Here is a 15981-nt window from a genome sequence, read left to right as displayed (position 1 = left end):
GCGGATGAGCCCGAGTACGCGAAGGAGCCCGGCGGCGGGAAGCGGTGGCGCGCGGCGGGACACCGGCGCCGTACCCACGGACCCGCGGGATGTCCACCCGGCGCCCGGGGATCCGTCCGGTGGCAGCCCCTCCGCGATGCGGGCGCGCCTGGAGGAGACCGGCTATCTCGTGGACGACGGGCTCGCCATCGCCTGCTTCCTCGCGCTGAAGCTGCACCGTCCGCTCTTCTGCGAGGGCGACGCGGGCGCGGGCAAGACCTCGCTCGCCTCCGCCCTCGCCCAGGTCCTCGGTGCACCGCTGATCCGGCTGCAGTGCTACGAGGGCATCGACGCCGCCCAGGCGCTCTACGACTGGGACTTCCCGCGCCAGCTGCTGCATCTGCGGGCCGCCGAGGCCGCGGGGGTCACGGAGGCGGACCGGCTGGAGAGCGAGCTCTACAGCAGGCGCTTCCTCATCGCCCGCCCGCTGCTGCAGGCGCTGGAGACCCATCCTTCGGTACTCCTGGTCGACGAAGTCGACCGCGCCGACGACGAGTTCGAGGCGTTTCTGCTCGAGCTGCTGTCGGAGTACGCGGTCACGATCCCCGAACTGGGCACCCTGCGGGCCGAGTCGCCGCCCGTCGTGGTGGTCACCTCCAACCGGACCCGCGAGGTCCACGACGCCCTGAAGCGGCGTTGCCTCTACCACTGGTTCGGCCACCCCGGCTTCGAGCGCGAGCTGGCGATCGTACGCCGCAGGCAGCCGCAGGTGAGCGAGCGGCTCGCCGCCCAGGTCACGGCCGTGGTGCAGACGCTGCGCGGGCAGGATCTGGTCAAGCCGCCCGGCGTGGCCGAGACGATCGACTGGGCCGAGGCCCTGGACGCGCTCGGCGCGAGCGAGCTCGACGCGGAGCTGGCCGTCGCCACCCTCGGCTCGGTGCTCAAGTACCGCGAGGACGCGGACCGGGCCCGCGGCCTGGACCTGACGGCGATCCTCGCGGGGCGGGGGGTGTAAGCGGCATGCGGAACTGGTGTGGGCAGTCGTTCCGCAGGGGCGATGGGGGTGCCCCCATGCCGTCCAGGCTATGGGGGAGGGTGGGCACACCGGACCCGCACCCGGCGACGGCGAGCAGCCACGGCCGGACCGGCCCCGCTGCGGATGCGACCACCGTCCTGGTCGGCTTCGCACGGGCCCTGCGCGCCGCGGGCGTCGACGCGGGGCCCGACCGCGTGCAGGCGTTCCTCCGTGCGCTCGACGTCCTCGGACCCGGCTCGCGTAACAACGTCTACTGGGCCGGGCGGCTCACACTCTGCGGAGACGAGGACGATCTGCGGCGCTACGACCGGGTCTTCGCCGCGTACTTCGACACCCGGCCGGACATCGCCGGGCCGGCTCGTCCGCATCCCCGGCCGGCGGTGCGGCTCGCACCGGCCGCAACTGCGCGGACCGGCACGGGCGATGAGAACTTGGGCGGGGCCGCGCCGCCCGTTGCCGCCCTGGCCAGCCCCGCGGAAGTGCTGCGCCACCGCGACGTGGGCGAGCTGTCCTCGTCCGAACGGGCAGCGCTGCGGCGGCTGCTCGCGGCGTTCTCGCTGAGCGGCGAGCCGCGCCGAACGCCGCGGCTGCGCCCGGCCGGGCGCGGGGCCGTCGATCCGCGGCGCACCGTACGGGAGTTGCTGCGCGGCGGCGGCGAACCGGCCCGGCTGCGCTACCGCGCCCCGTCCGCCAAGCCCCGCCGGGTGGTGCTGCTGCTCGACGTGAGCGGCTCGATGGCCCCGTACGCCGATGCTCTGCTGCGCTTTGCGCACGCCGCCGCCCATGGACAGGCGGGGCCGGGGGCACGGGCCCGGAACCGTACGGAGGTGTTCACCGTCGGCACCCGGCTGACCCGCGTGACCCGGGAGTTGGCGCACCGGGACCCGGACGCCGCCATGGCCGCGGTCGGGGCCGCGGTGCCCGACTGGAGCGGCGGCACCCGCCTCGGCGAGATGCTCCGCGCCTTCCTCGACCGGTGGGGGCAGCGCGGCATGGCCCGCGGGGCGGTGGTCGTCCTGCTGTCCGACGGATGGGAGCGCGGCGACCCGGCGCTGCTCGCGGCGCAGATGCGGCGGCTGCACCGGCTCGCGCACCGGGTGGTCTGGGCGAACCCGCGCAAGGGGCGCCCCGGTTACGCGCCGCTCGCGGCCGGTATGGCGGCGGCCCTGCCCAGCGTCGACTCCTTCGTCGAGGGGCACAGCCTGGGCGCCCTGGAGCACGTGGCGGCGGTCGTGAGGGGGGCGGTCGATGCGTGAGATCCTCCCGGCCCTGCGCCGCTGGTACGAGTCGGGGACGCCGTTCGGGCTCGCCACGGTCGTCGCCGTGACCCGCAGCGCGCCGCGCGGCCCGGGGGCGGCGATGGCGGTGGGCCCGGAGGACGAGGTGGTGGGCAGTGTCTCCGGCGGCTGCGTGGAGGGCGCGGTCTTCGAGCTGGCGAAGGAGGTCGTGGAGACCGGGCAGGCACAGCTGGAGACGTTCGGCTACAGCGACGAGGACGCGTTCGCCGTCGGGCTCACCTGCGGCGGCGAGATCACGCTGCTGGTGCGGCCGGTGTCGCAGGCGACGGACCCGGCGTTCGCGGAGGTCGCAGAGGCGGTGGCCGACCAGCGCCCGGTCGCGATGGCCACCGTCCTCGACGGGCCGGGCCCGCGCGGCGCCACGCTCGCCGTCTGGCCCGACCGGGTCTCCGGCACGCTCGGCTCCGGCGGCCTCGACGCGGCGGTCGCGGCGGACGTGCGCGGGGAGCTGGCGCAGGGCGCGACCGGGCAGCGCCACTACGGGCCGCACGGCGAGCGGCGGGAGGACGATGTCGCCGTATTCCTGCAGTCGTTCGCCCCGCCGCCGCGGATGCTGGTGTTCGGCGCGATCGACTTCGCGGCGGCCGTGGCCCGCATCGGCGCGTTCCTCGGCTACCGGGTCACCGTGTGCGACGCACGGCCGGTCTTCGCCACGCCCAAGCGCTTCCCCGAAGGCGTGGAGGTGGTCGTGGACTGGCCGCACCGCTACCTGCGGAACACCCAGACGGACGGACGGACCGTGATCTGCGTGCTCACCCACGACCCCAAGTTCGACGTGCCGCTCCTCGAGGTCGCGCTGCGCTCCCCCGCCGCGTACGTCGGCGCGATGGGCAGCCGCCGCACCCACGAGGACCGCCTGAAGGCGCTGCGGGAGACGGGACTTGAGGACGCGGAGCTGGCGCGGCTGCGCTCGCCGATCGGCCTCGACCTGGGCGCCCGTACGCCCGAGGAGGTGGCCGTCTCGATCGCGGCGGAGATCGTGGCGTTGCGCTGGGGCGGCAGCGGCGCGGCGCTGACGGAGACGGCGGGCGCGATCCACCCTCCGCATCTGAAACCGGTGTGAGGAGGAGCCGGCCGGTGTGCGGAGGCTGAGCAGGCTGAGGACGAGGAGGACGCCGAGGAGGCTGAGGAGGAGAACATGGAGCTGCACCACGAGTTCACCGTCCCGGTCCCGGTCGACGAGGCGTGGCGGGTGCTGCTGGACATCGAGCGGGTGGCGCCCTGCATGCCGGGGGCGTCGGTCGAGGGGTTCGACGGCGAGACCATCACCGGCGCCGTGAAGGTGAAGGTCGGCCCGATCACTGTGACGTACCGGGGCACGGCGACCTTCCAGGAGCAGGACGAGTCCGCGCACCGGATCGTCCTGGCCGCCAACGGCCGGGAGGTCCGCGGGCAGGGCACGGCACGGGCCACGGTGACAGGGACGCTGGCCGGACACGACGGCGGGGAGACGGCGGTGACCGTGGCGACCGACCTGACGGTCTCCGGGCGGCCGGCCCAGTTCGGGCGCGGGGTGATGGCCGAGGTGGGCGAGAAGCTCATCGGCCAGTTCGCCGCGTGCCTGTCGGAGCAACTGGCCCGTACGGCACCGGCTGCGGCGACCGCCGAGACCGCCCCTGCGGCCCCGGAACCGGCTCCGGAACCGGAGATCCAGCCGATCGACCTCCTCCGCGCGGCGGGCGCCCCCCTCGCCAAGCGCGCGGCAGCCGCCCTCGCCTTCGCCGCCCTCGCCGCGCTGGTGGCGGTCCTGTGCCGGCGCAGGAGGCGGTGACGGGGACCATGCCGTGCTCCGGCTGACGCGGAAGGACCCGCCGGGCGCGCCCCCGGCGGGTCCTTCGTCTATCTCGTGTGCCTCGTACCGCCGTTCAGGGGGCGGCAGGGGCGGTAGGGGCGGCTGACCGCGAGGCCGTGCCGCTCGCCGTCTCATCTGCGGTGCCGGGTACGAGCACCCGCTCGGCGAGGTACCCGAAGAGCAGCCCGAACGCTGCCCACAGCAGAGCCTGGATGCCGACCGAGGCCAGCCGGAACTCCCACAGCACGGCGGCCGGGAAGTCGGCGGGCGTCTCGTCGAACGCCGGCAGGAACGCCATGGCGAGGGCGGTCGCCCCCACGAAGGCCGCCGAGGCGACGATCGAGGCGTTCCAGTTGCCGAGGCGTCCGGCGAGCCGCCGCCCCAGCAGGGTCGCGCCCACGACCAGCAGCACGCTGAGCACGATCATCAGGAAGTACAGCGCGGTGCGCTGGTTGATCGTGCCCGGATCGCTCGTCGCGGGCGGATTCGCCGGGTACTTGAGGAACGGCACCAGGCAGATCGTGACGAAGGCCGCCGCTGCGACCAGCGCCGCGGTGGCCCGGGGCCCGAACCGGCCGATACGGCCCAGAGCGAAGCAGAACGCCAGCGATGCGATACCGCCCACGGCGATGCCGAAGACCAGCGTGCCGGTGGCCAGGCCGGCGGTCGACTGCACCGACCGGCTGACCAGCTCCACGCCCTCGTGCCCGTGCCCGTGGGCATGGGACTGGGCTTCCTCGTAGGCGATGGCGGCATCCACGGACGGTTCGCCGATGAGGTACGCGAGGCCGAAGGCCAGCAGACCCGCGACGACGCCCGCGAGCATGCCGCGCACCAACAGGGTGCGTACAGTGACGGAGTTCATGTGCGCGTCGTCCCCGCTCAGTGGCAGGGGAAGCCGAGCAGGTGCCTGCCGTCGTGCACCCACTCGTGGACGCCCTCGCCGGAGAACACCGCGAAGGCCCCCTGCTCGGCTCCGACGAAGTACAGCAGGACGAGCATCAGGATGCCGAAGAAGGCGGCCCAGGGCAGGACCGCCCGGATCGGCAGGGGCGCTAGGGCGGGCGGGGAAACAGGTGCGGGGGCAACGGCGGACTGGGCCATGGCGAGACCTCCTCGGGAACACGCGTCCCGTCATCGGGTGGAGCTACGCGACGACGGCGCGGGGTCTGACTCGCCTCGCCGCCACCTCCCTGTGGGCGGATGGCCGCTCGGCACACAGTGGCGCGACCGTGCCGGATTTGCACCGGACTTCCGTACGCACCGTCGTCCTGTCGCACCAGACGGTACAGCCCCCTGTCCCACCAGCCAATACCGGCCATGGGCCAGACCTCCCGGGACCGGTCCCGGCGACCGCCACGGGCGGTGACCTGGAGCGCAGGGATAGCATCGCCGCACACCCGTACCAACCCGGCCCCAGGCTCGGGCAAAATACGGCGCCTGCGCGCCCGCTCGAGGGAAGGACCTGCTCCCATCACCATCCGGCTGACCCTGATCGCCCCGGCGTCCAGCGCGGCCCTACGGGAGGCCAGGTTCGACGACGACGGCCCCCTCGACGACCGCGGGCTCCAGGACGCGCGGGCCGCCGCCGCGTCGCTGGCCGCGGCGACCTGGCGGCAGTACCGCGGGCCGTCCACGCGCTGCCGCCAGACCGCCGAGGCCCTCGGCCTGGACGCTGCCGGGCCCGAACCTGCCCTGCGCGACTGCGACATGGGGCGGTGGCGAGGCCGCGCGCTGGCCGACCTCGCCGCGGCCGAGCCCGAAGGTCTCGCCGCCTGGACCTCGGACCCCGCCGCCGCCCCGCACGGCGGCGAGTCCGTCCTCGAACTCTGCGGGCGTATCGCCGCCTGGCTCGACGACCTGCCGGCCGACGCGGGCCGGACGGTCGCGATCGCCGAGCCCGCGGTCGTACGCGCCGCGATCCTGCACGCCCTGTCCGCACCCCCGCAGTCGTTCTGGCGCATCGACGTGCCCCCGCTGTCCGCCACCCGTCTGGTCGGGCGCACAGGCCGGTGGAATCTGCGCGTTGACGGCCTGCCGGGGTGAGTCCACGGCCCCGGTGACGCTCCCCGCTCGGCGAAGCCGCTGCACCGCCGCCCCCTCACCGGATCTGACGGCGTACGAGCTCGTGGAACAACCCGCCCGTGTCGGCGAGCAGTTCTGCGGGCGGGCCCTGCTGGGCGACGCGGCCGTCCGACATCACGATCACCCGGTCCGCGTCCATGACGGTGGAGAGCCGGTGGGCGATCACGATGCGGGTGGAGCGCAGCTTGCGGGTGCTCTCGATCACGATGCGCTGGGTCTCGTTGTCCAGCGCGCTGGTGGCTTCGTCGAAGAACAGGATGCGCGGGCGACGGATGAGGGCCTGGGCGATCATCAGGCGCTGGCGCTGCCCGCCGGAGACGGTGCCGCCGCCGTCGGAGAGCATGGTGTGCATGCCCATCGGCATGCGCTTGATGTCCTCGGCCAGGCCGGCCATCTCCGCGGCCTCCCACGCCTCTTCGAGCGAGAACATCTCGGCGCCGCAGATGCAGTCCAGGATCGAGCCGGTGATCGGCTGGGCGTTCTGCAGGACGACCCCGCACTGGCGGCGCACGGCGGCCTGGTCGAGGGCTGCCAGGTCCTGGCCGTCGTAGAGCACGCCGCCCGAGGCCGGCCGGTCGAAGCCGATGAGCAGCCGGAGCAGGGTCGACTTGCCGCAGCCGCTGGCCCCGACGACCGCGAGGAACTCGCCCGGCCTCACCTGGAAGGAGACGTTGTCGAGCACCAGCGGCCCGTCCTCGGCGTATCTGTACGACAGTTGCCTGGCCTCGATCTCGCCGGACAGCGTGCCGGTCTTGGCACTCCCTCCGCGCACCTCGGGAGCCTCGTCGAGCACCGGCTTGATCTGCTCGAACATCGGCAGGACGGAGGCGGCCGAGATGAGCGCGCCGGTGAGCTGCGTCACCGAGGTGAGCATCATCGTCACCGCGGAGTTGAAGGTGAGGAAGCCGCTCGCCGACAGGCTCCCGCGGGCCGGTCCCGCGAGCAGCATGAACATCAGGAGCATGCAGAGCGGCAGATAGACCGCGTTGAAGACCGTGATCAGGTTCTTGATCCGGCCCACCCGCTGCTGGAGTTCGCGGCTGCGGGCGAACTCCCGCGCCCAGGCCGCGTACGCAAAGCTCTCGGCCGCGGCGACACGCAGTTTGGGCAGCCCGCGCAGGGTCTGGAAGGCCTGGTTGTTGAGCTTGTTGCCGAGCTTGATCAAGCGGCGCTGCCAGCGCAGCTGCCACAGCCCGAGCCCGAGGAACACCGAGGCGATGACGGTCAGCATGCCGATCGCCATGAGCGCCAGCGGGATGCTGTAACACAGCAGCAGTACGAGGTTCACCGCGGCGACCGTGCCCGCCTGCACGGCCACCGAGCTGATGCCGGACATGACGCGGCGGATGGTGCTGATCCCCATGGCCGCGCTGGCCAGCTCTCCGGTCGAGCGCTCGGCGAAGAACCTCGTCGGCAGGCGCAGCAGCCGGTCCCAGACGGCCGGTTGCAGCGTGCTCTCGACGCGCCCCTCCATCCGCAGGATGGAGATGTTCTGCAGCAGCATGAACGCGGCGGCGACGATGCTGGTGGCGACGATGGCCAGGGCTGCCTGGACGATGAGACCGTTCTCGGCGTTCGGTACGTAGACGCCGAGCACCTGTCCGGTGGCGATCGGCACCAGCGCGCCGAGGCCGACCGCGACCAGTCCGCCGAGGGCCAGACTGCGCAGGTCCGTCCCGGTGCCGCGGAGGCCGAAGCGCAGCAGCCGCCAGGCGCTCATCGGCCGCTCGGGCAGCGGACGGTAGAACATGACGCCGCGCGGCTCGAACTCCCCCGCCTCCGCCTTCCCGATTCTCTGCCGCTCGCCGGTGACCGGATCCACCGCCTCGTACCTGCCCCGGCGCCACAGCAGTGCGACCGGGGCCCCGGTCTCCGCCCGGTGGCCCACGAGCGGGCCGCTGTTCTCCCGCCACCAGCGCCCGCCGAGCTTGACCACGCGGGTACGGATCCGTGAGCTGAGCGCGATGCGCTCGACCGGATTCATCCGGCCGATCAGCGAGCCGCCCTCCGCGGGCGCCGAGAGCGTGATCCCGGCCGCGTCTGCGACCGCGCGGCAGACGGCGAGTGTGGCGTCGTCGGTTCCCCCGGCGTCGCGGGCGGCGGCCTTCCCCGACCTGCCGATGGAGGCGAGCAGCGCCTGATCCGCCTGCGCGCGCACCGCTTCACCGGCCTCGATGCCGGCCGCGGTCCGGTCCTCGTGAGCGCGCTCGAGCTGTTCTATCCAACGGTCCAGCGCGCACAGAAGCCGGTACTGCTGGTCGACCATGCGCTGCCACATGGCGCCGTCGATGAGCAGGTCGGCGGCCGCGTCCGCGCTGTAGGCGGCGCCGTACTGCACGCTGCCGGGCGCCACTTGCATCCACACGATGTCGTCGTCGGCCGGCGCGGATGCGGGCGCCGGTCCGTCCGTGGCCGGGGCCTGGCCGGGCCGACCGTCCAGCGGGGCCTCGAACAGGACGCGCAGGCTGCGTCCGATGCCGTGGGCGAATGCGTCCTCCAGCGGGCCGAGGTGACCTTCGGGGCTGTGGTACGCGTACGGGCCGCCGTACGCGTACCCGTATCCCTCGCCGTCCGCGTAGCCGTACCCCTCGCCGTACTCGGGCCGGAACAGCTCCCGGAGCTGGATCCGGCGCAGCGCGCACCCCCGCAGAGGCCTGCCGACCAGAGTGTGCTGAGGGCCTTCGACCGGCCCCAGCAGGAGAGTTCCGGGTTCGAGCCGGCCGAGGAAGTGCCAGTGCCCCTGCTGGCCCGCGTCGACCGCGAACAGGTCCAGCGCGCCGTCCACGACGAGCCAGAGGACGTGCGGGCCCTCCAGCGGCAGGCTGCGCACACCGGTGCAGTCGACCGGTTCGCCCAGGCTGCCCAGTTCCCCCATAACCTCAAGGGCATGGGTGGGGGCACCCCCAGCGGTAGCTGGGGGAGTGCCCCCATCGTCGTACGGCTCCGCTCCGGTGGCGGCCGCCGGTTGGTGAACGGATGCCACCTCAGTGCTCCTTGACCAGCTCGGCGTACGCTCCCCCGGCCGCGACCAGCTCCTCGTGCCGCCCGCGCTCCACGACTGTTCCGTGGTCCAGCACGACGATCTCGTCGCTGTCGCGCACCGTGCTGAGCCGGTGGGCGATCACGACACAGGCACAGCCGCGGCGCCGCAGATTGTCGATGATGACCTGCTCGGTCTCCGCGTCCAGGGCGCTGGTCACCTCATCGAGGACCAGGATGCTGGGCCGGCGGACCAGCGCCCGGGCGATCTCAAGACGCTGCCGCTGGCCACCGGAGAAGTTACGGCCGTCCTGCTCCACCCGGCTGTGGATGCCGCCGGGTCGCCGGGCGACCACGTCGTGCAGGGCGGCGTCATTGAGGGCCGCGATGACGGCCTCGTCCGGTATCGAGGGGTCCCACAGGGCCACGTTGTCGCGGACGGTGCCCTCGAAAAGGAAGACGTCCTGGTCGACGAACGACACCGAGGCGGCCAGCGCGCCGCGCGGGATCTCCTCGAGCCGCTGCCCGTCAATCCGGATCGCGCCCTCCCACGGGCTGTAGAGACCGGAAATGAGCCGGGAGACGGTGGACTTGCCGCTGCCGGACCCGCCGACGAGCGCGACCTGCCGACCCGGCCCGACCGACAGCGAGAAGTCGGTGAGCAGCGGCTTGTCGAGCGGGCTGTATCCGAACGTGACGTGCTCCAGCGACACATGCCCCTTGAGCCTGCGGGTGCTCGCGGCCGGCTCCCGCCGCGAGTACAGCCGGTCGACCGGGAAGCTCTCGACGTCCTTCAGCCGCGCCACGTCGGCCGCGAAGTCCTGGATCCGGCCCGCCACCCCGTTCAGCCGGGTGATCGGCGCGGTGAAGCTGGTCACCAGTGCCTGGAAGGCGACGAGCAGTCCGATCGAGATATGGCCCTCCACCGCCCGTAGGCCGCCGATCAGCAGGATCATCGCGCTGTTGAGGGCCGCGAGGGTGGGCGCGACGACGGCCAGCGCCGCGCTCGGCACGCCGAGCCGCTGCTGTACGTCCAGAGTGGTCGCGTGCTGCCCTGCCCAGCGGCGGAAGTAGCCGTTCTCGCCTCCGGTCGCTTTCATCGTCTCGATGAGCTGGAGACCGCTGTAGGAAGTGTTCGTCAGCCGGGCGCTGTCCGCGCGCAGCTTCTGGGTGCCGGTGGCACGGATACGGACCACCACGCGCATCGCGGCCACGTTGAGCAGCGCGATCAGCACGCCGATGACGGTCAGCTGCGGGTCGTAGGTCCACAGCAGGACGGCGTAGAGGATCACGACCACGGTGTCCACGCCCGCGGTGGCGACGTCCCTCGCCAGGGTTTCGGCCACCGTGTCGTTGGACTGCAGGCGCTGTACGAGGTCGGCCGGGTTGCGCTGGGCGAAGAAGGTGACCGGCAGCCTGAGCAGATGGCGCAGGAACCGGGCGCTGCTCAGCGTGGACGAGATGATGCGCCCGCGCAGCAGATTCGCCTGCTGCAGAGCGGTCAGCGCGGCGGTGAGCACCACCGCGGTGCCCATCGACGCGAAGAGCACGCCCAGCAGCGACGTCTGGTTCCCGATCAGGAACATGTCGATGTACGTGCGGCTCAGCGCCGGTACCGCCGCGCCGACGACGACGAGCAGGAGGCTGGCGATCACCGCGGCGAGCATCGTGCCGGTCGTGCCGCGCAGCCGCGCCGGCATGGCGCCCAGGATCCCCGGCTTACGGCCGCCCCGGCGGAACCCGTCGTCGGGCTCGAAGGTCAGCACGACGCCGGTGAAGCTGGTGTCGAAGTCCTCCATCGAGACGAACCGGCGGCCCTTGCCCGGATCGTTGATGTGCACGCCCCGCCGGCCGAAGCGCCGCCCCATCCCGTCGTAGACGACGTAGTGGTTGAACTCCCAGAAGAGGATGGCCGGCGGCCGGACCTCCGCCAGAGCGGCCGGTTCCATCTGCATGCCTTTGGCCCGCAGGCCGTAGCCGCGCGCCGCCTTGAGCAGGTTGCCGGCCCGGGAGCCGTCGCGCGACACCCCACAGGCGATCCGCAGTTCCTCGAGGGGGACATGCCTGCCGTAGTGGCCGAGGACCATGGCCAGCGAGGCGGCGCCGCACTCCACCGCCTCCATCTGGAGCACGGTGGGGCTGCGTACGGTCTTCTGCCTACGGCCCTTCGGCGCGGGCTCGGGCCTCGTCCGGGCCGGGCGGTGCCGCCCGCCCTTCGGGGCCTTTGTTGCCTTCGTTGCCTTTGTTGCCTTCGTTGCCTTCGGGGGCGGACGGTGCCTCCCCCGACCCTCGGGCGGCAGGGACTGCGCCGTGGCGGGACCCTGCTCCGCGGTCACGGGAGGAGCCAATCGACCGGGCGCTGCGCGGCCAGATGAATGGCGCCGCTGACCAGCGTCGTGGACTCGATCGCGTACGGGGGCCCTTCCGCCGACGACCACGCGTAGCCGGACTTCGTGCCGCTCGACCGGTCCAACTGCACCATGACCGCGACCGGCTGGCCCTTCTCCGAGAACTGCTCGCCCAACTGGCTGTCCCCGAGGAAGCCGGCGATCTGCTGCCGCGTCTGGGGCGCCCGGCCGACTGCCTTGACCCGGCCGCGCAACACCCCGAACTGCTGCGTCGGCACGGACTGGACGGTCAGGTCCACCGAAGCTCCGACGGGCACCGCCGATCCGCTGCCACCCGGTACGTACAGCATCGCGACCAGCGGATCACCGGCGTTGCCGATGCGCTCCACGGTCGCCACATCAGCTCCCGTGGTGACCACGGCGCCGATCTTGGCCACCAGCGTGGTCACCCGGCCCGCGGCCACCGCGCGTACGGCCCGGTTCCCCTGCTGGGTGCTGACGCGCAGCAGGGGTGCGCCCTCGGACAGCATGTCGCCCTCTTCGGCGAGGACTGCGGTGACCTGACCCGCTACCGGGCTCTGCAGGACGTAACTGCCTTCCGCGCGGGTGAGGATTCCGGGTGCGCTCAGCTTGGACGACACGGTTCCGGTCACGGCCCAGAAGCACGCAACGGCCATGACGGCGGCGGTGACGGTCAGGACGAGGCGGCCCTGCGGGCGGGCGAAGCGCACCGGCAGATCGAGCTCTTCGGGCGATTGGAGCTTGGAGAGCGCCTTCTGCCGGAACTGCACGGAACTATTCCTTCAACTGCATTCGCTCGGTCAGGCGGAACGGGCCGACCGTAACACGGGCATTGACGTGCGCGGATATCAGCCCGTGGCCGTCGATCGACGACATCCATGAACCCCGGAACGTTCAGCTCCGGGGTTCATGGCCGACCCTACGGGGATTCAGATGTGTCGCGGGGCCGGGTAGCGCGCCTGGCTGTCAGGCCTGGCCGCGAACGTCCGTCAGAGACCGGCGATACCGGTGACCGGGGCGGTGTTCACGCCGGTGACCTCCGCGGCGAGGCCGGTGACACCGGCGGCGGCATCCGTGGCGTTCGGCAGACCGGAGTGCACGGTGCTCGTGGCGTCCCCGACGACCGAGCCGAGAACACCACCGGAAATGCTGTCGAGGTCGCTGTCGGCAATCTCGCGGGTCTCGACCTGGGGGGTGAAGTCGTTACGCATGCCTTGCGTTTCCCTTCATTGCTCTGGGTGTTTCCGAGGGGGGAACGGACGGGTCTGCGACAAGCGATCCGGCCGCGTCAACGGTCGTTCTGGTACCCGAGATTCGGGAACCATTTTTACAACTCCCGTATGGCGCAAGATGAAAGCACGCCGACGGGCCGAACGGCCAGCCGAACAGCCGCAGAACCGGCGGACGTTTCGCCACTTCACCGTGCTGACGTGCAGCTTCGCGCACCGGATGGTGACGACTCCTTCACATGGCCCGCCGTATGCCCCTCGGGTCAATTCTCCTGGCCACGCGCATCCCTCGACCCCAATGGGACATACCCGCGCCAAAGTCCTGGCAGGCGAACGGTGAAGCGAGTTCCCAGTCCGGCGCCGCGCCCCAACTGCGACCGCCGTGTGCAGATTTCCTGAACAAAGCATTCGGCACCGACGGATGGCCCGGCTGCGCGCGTCCGATAACGGGGGCCTTTTCTGCAGCCCATCGCGTAGTTCGGGAAAATGCCGTGGTCAGCGAAAAAACCGCATGTACCCGAATACGACTGCCCCTTACGCAGCGTATTGCGAGCGTCGACCCAACGTGACAAACGGCCCGCCAGGTCCCCCACCCCCACGCATGAGACCGACAAGAAGATAGGTCTGGACAAGAAAAGTTTTCGGTGGGAGGGTGGGCTCATGTTGGACGTGACAGTGATCGAGGACCCGGCGGCTGCCGAGGTCTCGCTGGACCCGATACGCGCCCGCCTGCTCGCCGAGCTGGCTGCGGAGCCCGCATCCGCGGCGATGCTGGCCACCCGCGTCGGCCTGGCGCGGCAGAAGGTGAACTACCACCTCAAGGCGCTGGAGCGGCACGGTCTGGTCGAGCTGGTCGGCGAGCGCAGGAAGGGTAACGTCACGGAGCGCCTGATGCGGGCCACCGCGGCCTCGTATGTGATCTCCCCCGTGGCCCTGGCCGCGGTGGAGCCCGACCCGGGCCGCTTCCGCGACCAGCTTTCGGCGCGCTGGCTGCTCGCGGTCGCCGCCCGTCTCGTTCGCGACGTGGGCACCTTGATCACGGGCGCGGCCAAGGCGCGCAAGCGGCTGGCGACCTACGCGCTCGACGGCGAGGTGCGCTTCGCCTCCGCCGCCGACCGGGCCGCGTTCGTCGAAGAGTTGACGCGCGGCGTCGGCGCCCTCATCGCCAAGTATCACGACGAGACCGCGGAGGGCGGCCGCGATCACCGGATCGTCGTCGCCGTCCACCCCACGGTCAAGCCCCGCACCACAAACGCGACTGCAACCACCACCACCGAGCCGGCTGCCGTGGCGCAGCGGGCCGTCACCGCCGAGGAATCGCCATGAGGAAGCTCGTCATCACCGAATTCCTGACCGCCGACGGCGTCATGGAGTCGCCCAACGAGTGGCACGGCCCGTACTTCGACGACGACATGTCGGCCACGGTCGCCGGCCAGATGGCCGCGTCCGACGCCCTGTTGATCGGGCGTACGACGTACGAGGGGTTCGCGGCCGCCTGGCCCGGCATGCCGGACGCGCCCGGCGCCGACCACATGAACAGCGTCGCCAAGTACGTCGTCTCGACGACCCTCGACAAGGCCGAGTGGAACAACTCGACGGTCATCAGCGAGAACATCGCCGACGAGATCTCCGCACTCAAGCGGCAGGACGGCAAGAACATCACCGTCATGGGGAGCGCCACGCTCGTCCAGTGGCTGCTGCGCGAGGGGCTCGTCGACGAGATCGAGCTGCTGATCGACCCCGTCATCGTGGGTAGCGGAAAGCGTCTCTTCCAGGACGGCCTGGACACGACGCCGCTCGAGGTCGTCTCGTCCCGGATGTTCGGCTCGGGCGTCCACCACCTCATCTACGCGCCCGCACGCGCCTGACACCGTACGGAGAACACCATGTCCAAGGAATTCGAGATCGTCCGGGAGTTCGAGGTCGACGCGAGCCCGGAGCAGGTCTGGGAGGCGATCACCACCGGCACGGCGGGCTGGCTGTGGCCGATGGAGTACGAGCCGCGGGAGGGCGGCGCCGCTCCCTTCGGCGGCACCGTCACCGCCTGGGATCCGCCGCGGCATCTCACCGGGCGCGTCGAGAGCCCGGAGGGCGCGGAGGGCCAGACGCTCAACCAGCTGGACCACGTCATCGAACCGCGCGAGGGCGGCGGCTCCTGGGTGCGCTACGTGCACAGCGGCATCTTCGTGGACGACTGGGACAACCAGTACGACGGCGCGAACAAGCACACCGACTTCTACCTGCACACCCTCCGGCAGTACTTGGAGCACTTCCCCGGCCGCGCCGCGACGTACTCCGCCGCCGAGGGCCCCGAGGCGTCCAGCCGGGTCGGCGCGTTCGAGGTCGTGGGCCGCGCACTCGGGCTGGCGGACGACGCCGCGGAGGGTGCCCGGGTACGGGTCGAGGTGCCGGGGACCGAGGCGTTCGACGCCGTGGTCGACTACCGCAACCCGTACTTCATCGGGCTGCGCAGTGACGACGCGCTGTACCGCTTCTTCGGCAGGAATGCCTTCGGGGCCCCGGTCGGCATCGCGGTGCATCAATTCGCCGCCGACGCCGACCAGAAGAGGACCGAGCACGCCTGGCAGAGCTGGCTCACGGGCCTGTTCAGCTGAACCGCCCAGGCCCCGAGACGCACCCTGCATACATGTGTGACGCCATGACGGCTCGTTATGGCGCCACACGTGTGCCATGACGGCGCCATGGACCTCACTCCCTACGTCGACAACCTCCGGCACGAGCTCGCGGTCACCGCAGACGCGGGCGGAGACGAAGCCCGTGCCCTGGCCGAGCGACTCACCGCCCCCCTGGAATCGGACGATCTTCCTGACGACGCAGTACCTGGAGGAGGCGGACCAACTCGCCGACTGGATCGCCTCCTGGACCACGGCAAGCTGGTCGCGGAAGGCACCGCGGACGAGCTGAAGCGCCGGGCGCCATGCCCGTCGCCGACACCGAGTACATCGACTACGTCGCCCCCGGCATCATCCTGATGGCCGCGACCTCCGGAGCCCTGGCCACCGCGGTCGGCGTCTGCGTCGACATGACCGAAGGCATCGTCAACCGGTTCCGCACGATGGCGATCTCCCGCGCCTCATTCCTGACCGGTGGGCACGGGCATCGGCGGCGCGGGCGGCCTTCTACCGCGGCGCCGAGCGCTGGACCGTACGACTGCTGCGGCCCCCAATCGGCGTGCTGCGCAGGGCAGTTGTGA

15 protein-coding genes and 1 pseudogene are annotated in these 15981 nt (G+C 71.8%); 10 read left to right on the top strand and 6 right to left on the bottom strand.

The window, feature by feature from the left end; genetic code table 11:
* The first annotated feature begins 4 nt into the window (after positions 1-4).
* The 4 genes from ACTWP8_RS15485 to ACTWP8_RS15470 all read left to right on the top strand — a co-directional run bounded on the left by ACTWP8_RS15485 (position 5) and on the right by ACTWP8_RS15470 (position 4084).
* Positions 5-994, top strand: coding sequence for an AAA family ATPase (locus ACTWP8_RS15485; protein WP_443322732.1), 990 nt, complete (start codon positions 5-7; stop codon positions 992-994).
* A 5-nt stretch (positions 995-999) separates the two neighbouring features.
* The gene (locus tag ACTWP8_RS15480) at positions 1000-2271 is read left to right on the top strand and encodes a vWA domain-containing protein (protein WP_443322731.1); all 1272 of its coding nucleotides are present in this window, start codon (positions 1000-1002) and stop codon (positions 2269-2271) included.
* Positions 2264-3376 (top strand): XdhC family protein, encoded by a 1113-nt coding sequence (locus ACTWP8_RS15475; RefSeq protein WP_443322730.1) that lies wholly within the window; start codon positions 2264-2266, stop codon positions 3374-3376. The genes ACTWP8_RS15480 and ACTWP8_RS15475 overlap by 8 nt, the downstream gene beginning before the upstream one ends.
* A gap of 75 nt (positions 3377-3451) precedes the next feature.
* The gene (locus ACTWP8_RS15470; RefSeq protein ID WP_443322729.1) at positions 3452-4084 is read left to right on the top strand and encodes an SRPBCC family protein; all 633 of its coding nucleotides are present in this window, start codon (positions 3452-3454) and stop codon (positions 4082-4084) included.
* Between the two features lie 94 nt (positions 4085-4178).
* On the opposite strand, the gene ACTWP8_RS15465 is transcribed toward ACTWP8_RS15470, so the two are convergent.
* Positions 4179-4970: a CbtA family protein gene (locus ACTWP8_RS15465; RefSeq protein ID WP_443322728.1), complete on the bottom strand. Its 792-nt coding sequence runs from the start codon at positions 4968-4970 to the stop codon at positions 4179-4181.
* Positions 4971-4987: 17 nt separating this feature from the next.
* On the bottom strand, positions 4988-5209 hold the full coding sequence (locus ACTWP8_RS15460; protein WP_443315009.1) for a CbtB domain-containing protein: 222 nt from the start codon (positions 5207-5209) through the stop codon (positions 4988-4990).
* Between the two features lie 216 nt (positions 5210-5425).
* Here ACTWP8_RS15460 and ACTWP8_RS15455 point away from each other — a divergent pair, with 216 nt between their 5' ends.
* Positions 5426-6151: a histidine phosphatase family protein gene (locus ACTWP8_RS15455; protein WP_443322727.1), complete on the top strand. Its 726-nt coding sequence runs from the start codon at positions 5426-5428 to the stop codon at positions 6149-6151.
* Between the two features lie 55 nt (positions 6152-6206).
* Here ACTWP8_RS15455 and ACTWP8_RS15450 read toward each other — a convergent pair whose 3' ends face one another.
* From ACTWP8_RS15450 to ACTWP8_RS15435, 4 genes are all read right to left on the bottom strand, one after another.
* Positions 6207-9065, bottom strand: a complete 2859-nt coding sequence (locus ACTWP8_RS15450; protein WP_443322773.1) for an NHLP bacteriocin export ABC transporter permease/ATPase subunit — start codon at positions 9063-9065, stop codon at positions 6207-6209.
* A gap of 109 nt (positions 9066-9174) precedes the next feature.
* Positions 9175-11469 (bottom strand): NHLP family bacteriocin export ABC transporter peptidase/permease/ATPase subunit, encoded by a 2295-nt coding sequence (locus ACTWP8_RS15445; RefSeq protein ID WP_443322772.1) that lies wholly within the window; start codon positions 11467-11469, stop codon positions 9175-9177.
* A gap of 32 nt (positions 11470-11501) precedes the next feature.
* Entirely contained in the window at positions 11502-12308 is an 807-nt protein-coding gene (locus ACTWP8_RS15440) for an HlyD family efflux transporter periplasmic adaptor subunit (protein ID WP_443322726.1), read from the bottom strand.
* A 219-nt stretch (positions 12309-12527) separates the two neighbouring features.
* Positions 12528-12749: a type A2 lantipeptide gene (locus ACTWP8_RS15435; RefSeq protein WP_443322725.1), complete on the bottom strand. Its 222-nt coding sequence runs from the start codon at positions 12747-12749 to the stop codon at positions 12528-12530.
* A gap of 678 nt (positions 12750-13427) precedes the next feature.
* Between ACTWP8_RS15435 and ACTWP8_RS15430 the strand changes: the two genes are divergently transcribed.
* The 5 genes and pseudogenes from ACTWP8_RS15430 to ACTWP8_RS15410 all read left to right on the top strand — a co-directional run bounded on the left by ACTWP8_RS15430 (position 13428) and on the right by ACTWP8_RS15410 (position 15981).
* Positions 13428-14093, top strand: coding sequence for an ArsR/SmtB family transcription factor (locus tag ACTWP8_RS15430; RefSeq protein WP_443322724.1), 666 nt, complete (start codon positions 13428-13430; stop codon positions 14091-14093).
* Entirely contained in the window at positions 14090-14635 is a 546-nt protein-coding gene (locus ACTWP8_RS15425) for a dihydrofolate reductase family protein (protein WP_443322723.1), read from the top strand. Before ACTWP8_RS15430 ends, ACTWP8_RS15425 begins: the two co-directional genes overlap by 4 nt.
* Positions 14636-14653: 18 nt before the next feature.
* The gene (locus ACTWP8_RS15420; RefSeq protein ID WP_443322722.1) at positions 14654-15382 is read left to right on the top strand and encodes an SRPBCC family protein; all 729 of its coding nucleotides are present in this window, start codon (positions 14654-14656) and stop codon (positions 15380-15382) included.
* 202 nt (positions 15383-15584) lie between these two features.
* Positions 15585-15706 (top strand): annotated as a pseudogene (locus ACTWP8_RS15415) (ABC transporter); the annotation flags it as partial.
* Entirely contained in the window at positions 15706-15981 is a 276-nt protein-coding gene (locus tag ACTWP8_RS15410) for a hypothetical protein (protein WP_443322777.1), read from the top strand. The pseudogene ACTWP8_RS15415 and the gene ACTWP8_RS15410, both read left to right, overlap by 1 nt.

Origin of the sequence: Streptomyces sp. 7N604 (genome assembly GCF_052245475.1) — a bacterium.
Classification (GTDB): domain Bacteria; phylum Actinomycetota; class Actinomycetes; order Streptomycetales; family Streptomycetaceae; genus Streptomyces.
The sequence above is the reverse complement of the archived record's forward strand: the minus strand, read 5'-3'. Positions and strand labels throughout refer to the sequence as shown.